Origin of the sequence: Photobacterium sp. OFAV2-7 (assembly GCF_022347985.1) — a bacterium.
GTDB lineage: Bacteria > Pseudomonadota > Gammaproteobacteria > Enterobacterales > Vibrionaceae > Photobacterium.
Window position 1 is genome coordinate 1 of sequence record NZ_JAKRFQ010000510.1, and the last position, 3,696, is coordinate 3,696.

The following is a 3,696-nucleotide window of genomic DNA, read 5'->3' on the forward strand; positions in this document are numbered from 1 at the left end:
GGATGTGATAAGTGATCGTGATACGCTGCACGCGGCCATTCAAGGGATCACTCTGGATTCGGCCAACATGGTTGTGGACTACGAGCGTTTAGAAAACACAAACAATAACTTCACCATAGAGCAAACCCTTTCTGATGAAGCACAGCGCTCTACACTCGCATTCTCCGGGCTGGCCATGGTAACCGGTAACCTGGAAGCCCAATCATTCTTCCCTCCCGGCAAGGTGGCCGACTACTGGGGGTTCCAATACCTGCGTGACAATGATCCTGATGGCATGGGGCACAATACCAGCTTCCTTACTAAAGTCGCCTACAATGTGTTGTCCATACTGAATGACTCCCAGCTGGAAATGCTGACAACACTCGCTAGCAGCCAGGTGAGTCAAATCAACGAGTATGGCTATCAGCGTTTCCCGCTGATGAAGGCTTTTCGTCGATTGATGGAGGGCGACATACCATCCGGAACGACGGAATTGAACCTCACCGAAATCATCGCTGCATCCAGGGAGCTATACGAGCTTGACGGTCAAATTAGCTATGACCGTGCTGCTGTTTTCGCTGACATTTTCAGGAGTATGGACTGGACACAAACAGATTACCTCGACGAGATGAAAGGTAAAGGCTGGAGCTCATGGCCAGACGTAGACGAAACCCTTATCAAGGAAAAACTCCAGGGCCTTTCTCACGATGAGTCAGTAGCTGTAATGACCTACGCCGGCGATCTCTACAGCTGGTATGCCGGCTCATTAGAGGCCGATATCTACTTTTGCCCCGAGCGACAAGGCACTTACTATGGTTCCTTCTACGTTAAGGATGCACCTGCCATCGGCGTTGAAGGATACAACATCGACGAACAATTGACGGCAACGGCAGGAGCGGCGCTGATTGACAGTTCCAAGGGATATGTCTCTTCTAGCCAAGCTACGCTAATCACCAGCCTCGTCGATATTCAACGAGAAAACTTGTATGTCGGAACCTCTAACATTGTGAAAGCCAGGACGGATATCTCCACCGCTCTTCGCAGCCTCATTACCACGACCGAGCCCTCGGATGATTTTAAAGCCGAGGTGCTGGCCGAAGTCCTGGAGAAGTCTGCAATCTATGGTGAGTTAGACGGCGAGAACAATTATTACTATGCAAACTTCTTCACCCAGCTCTATGCATCGTTGACCGACGACCAAAAGGCCAAATTGGCAACGCTCAGAGAGTCGATCATGTCCGGCACCTATGACGATGGTACAGCCTTCGATTTTTCCGTTGCTACAACGCCTTTTCTCTACTCTGCAGAAATAACGGATACGACTGTACTCGACCCATACATCTCTAATACCGACGACTTATTCGGACTTTAGCAGATACCGGGTTAAACATAAGCCGAAGGCCAAATCAGGTTACCACGCCCGCAGGGTTTAGATTTTACTAAAAATAATCACCTCAAGAGATTGTGGATGAATAACCTGAATTTCCTTCGGCGAATATTGTTTCACGACAATATGGCCGCTCTTGGGGATAATTTTTTTTGCTGAACCAGCAAGATGGTGAGCCTTGAAAGCTTGGCCAGTTATATTCAATATACCCGTTACAGCTGCCTCAGAATCATCGTTGGCATTGGGGTTTACAGCAAGCACAAAACCTCCGCCCTCATTGATCTTCAAGATGAAGTGACGACTTGGACTACTAAACGCCTCCCAAGATCCTACAGGCATAGGAATACTCTCCAAACTCGAATAATGGAGGTACAGGTTTCTGTACTCTTCACTTTCAGGCCGGTACTTCGCTATCAAAAACTGGTACTTTGGCTGCTCGCTCTCTGCTTCAAACTCAATTTGCATGACAAAATAGCCGACAATCCCCAATAAAGCGATAGCGATTAAGAATTGAAAAAACCGGATCATCACAATTCCTTTTGTTTCCACTGAATAGATGACGCTAGCTTAAGGAATGTTAGATAACGGGAAGGTAACATACAGAGGTTCTACCAGTACGAATGACATTCTTGATACTCTGTTCAGAATTTCAAATGTCAAACCTTCCATGCTGACTGAGAGCCTCGTTATACTCGCAAGAGTTGTTTCTTCGCCTAAAAACCTTTTTAAGCTGTTACCAAATCTGATATCTTTCCCTAAATCTGCTGCACGTATTCTATTAGCTCAATATTAGCCGGATATATTAGGGATGGACAAAAAAAACATATTAATTGTTGAAGACGAAGCCAATATCGCTGAAGTACTGATAGCATATTGTGAAAACGAAGGATTCAGGGTTACACACTTATCTAGCGGCCAGGGCGTAGTGGAATATGTGAAAGAAAACAGTGTAGATTTAATGCTGTTGGATTTAATGCTACCCCATGTGGACGGTCTCTCTATTTGCAAAGAGATAAGATCATTTTCCCAGCTGGCAATTATTATGGTCACCGCCAAGCACGAAGAAATTGACCGGTTGCTTGGTCTGGAGTTTGGTGCGGACGATTACATATGCAAGCCCTTTAGCCCAAGGGAGGTGGTCGCACGCATTAAAGCCGTATTGCGTCGTTTCAACGGGGCCTCAAACACTGTAATAAAACAATCTGGCTTTACACTTGAACCAGACAAATACAAGCTCTCCTTTAAAGATGAATTAGTTGAGCTTACCCCCATAGAATTTAAAATCTTTGAGTTGTTATTAACCAACGTAGAGCGTGTGTTTACCCGTGATAACATCTTAAACAGGGTTTACAGTGACACAACTGGTATATCTGACCGTAACATTGATACCCACATAAAAAACATCCGAAAAAAAATTAATATCGTCTGCGAAGAAAGCTCCCCGATCGCCTCTGTGTATGGTGTGGGCTATAAATTTAAGGGCTAATCGATAAGCCAGTTCACAATATGCACAGAGTACGATAAAGGTTATGAACCCTTATGTTCATAACCTTACCTGTTGGTCATTTATCTGAATAACGAAAACGCCTTCATTATTAATTTCTCAGCAGAAGGCGCAGCCATACCGTAGTATCGGCTATAGTTTGCTTCTGATATTGGCACTGATACTCTCTGAATCACTGGTGTAGAGACTACATTTCTTCAGCGCTTTGAGCACATCAATATTCTTTCCCAAATACTCGAAGACAACCTTGGTCGACATCGGCGTTCTCGCTCCCGATGCAGCCACACCAATTTTCATTCCTTCCAGAAGAGAGACCCGGTGCTGAAAGCTAGGGAAGAGGATCGTTTCCACAATTTCGTTCTGGGTTAATGACTCATAATCAACCAGAAAAATCCTGTCATTGAGGAAAAAAGACATGCCCTGGTACTTACAATAACTGGTTTGACCAAATTCGCCCTCAGCCGTGAGTCGCTCAGTACGTTGATGGTAGATCCCACCTTGCTTGCGCTCAATACAAACCAACCCTTTGAGAATGCTTCCTGGTGAGGACATCGAATAATAATACTCGTAGTAATAACCCAGATAGGGTTCGAACATTTCGTTATTTTGTTCACTTAACTGACTAATATGCGATGAGAAAGGGTGGTGCAATGCTTGGGTATTCCCGTCTGCCCGGCTATTCACCAATGAAACAAATTGATCATGGGGTAATGATAATTCTGCTTTACTCAAGCCAAAATAATCACAAATCTGGCGCATATTGTAACTTCGAGGACAATTGTCACCATTTAAATATCGGTTAAATTGCTGCCGATTAATGCCGATC

The 3,696-nt window shown here is 44.8% G+C and carries 4 protein-coding genes; 2 read left to right on the forward strand and 2 right to left on the reverse strand.

Features of this window, described 5'->3' with window-relative positions; all coding sequences use genetic code 11:
• On the forward strand, window positions 1-1,351 hold a 1,351-nt coding region (locus MHN01_RS19955; protein ID WP_239412966.1), incomplete at its 5' end, for a hypothetical protein.
• 57 nt (window positions 1,352-1,408) lie between these two features.
• Here the strand turns inward: MHN01_RS19955 and MHN01_RS19960 are convergent.
• Complete coding sequence (locus MHN01_RS19960) at window positions 1,409-1,894, reverse strand: hypothetical protein (protein ID WP_239412968.1); 486 nt, start codon at window positions 1,892-1,894, stop codon at window positions 1,409-1,411.
• A 280-nt stretch (window positions 1,895-2,174) separates the two neighbouring features.
• Between MHN01_RS19960 and MHN01_RS19965 the strand changes: the two genes are divergently transcribed.
• Window positions 2,175-2,852 carry a response regulator gene (locus MHN01_RS19965; RefSeq protein ID WP_239412970.1) on the forward strand — a complete coding sequence of 226 codons (678 nt, stop codon included), beginning with the start codon at window positions 2,175-2,177 and terminating at the stop codon, window positions 2,850-2,852.
• A gap of 150 nt (window positions 2,853-3,002) precedes the next feature.
• Here the strand turns inward: MHN01_RS19965 and MHN01_RS19970 are convergent.
• On the reverse strand, window positions 3,003-3,696 hold a 694-nt coding region (locus MHN01_RS19970), incomplete at its 5' end, for a hypothetical protein (RefSeq protein ID WP_239412972.1).

Coding starts and splice junctions, on each gene's coding strand:
- MHN01_RS19960 (WP_239412968.1), bottom strand. CDS start 1,894: ATGATCCGGTTTTTTCAATTCTTAATCGCTATCGCTTTATTGGGGATT.
- MHN01_RS19965 (WP_239412970.1), top strand. CDS start 2,175: ATGGACAAAAAAAACATATTAATTGTTGAAGACGAAGCCAATATCGCT.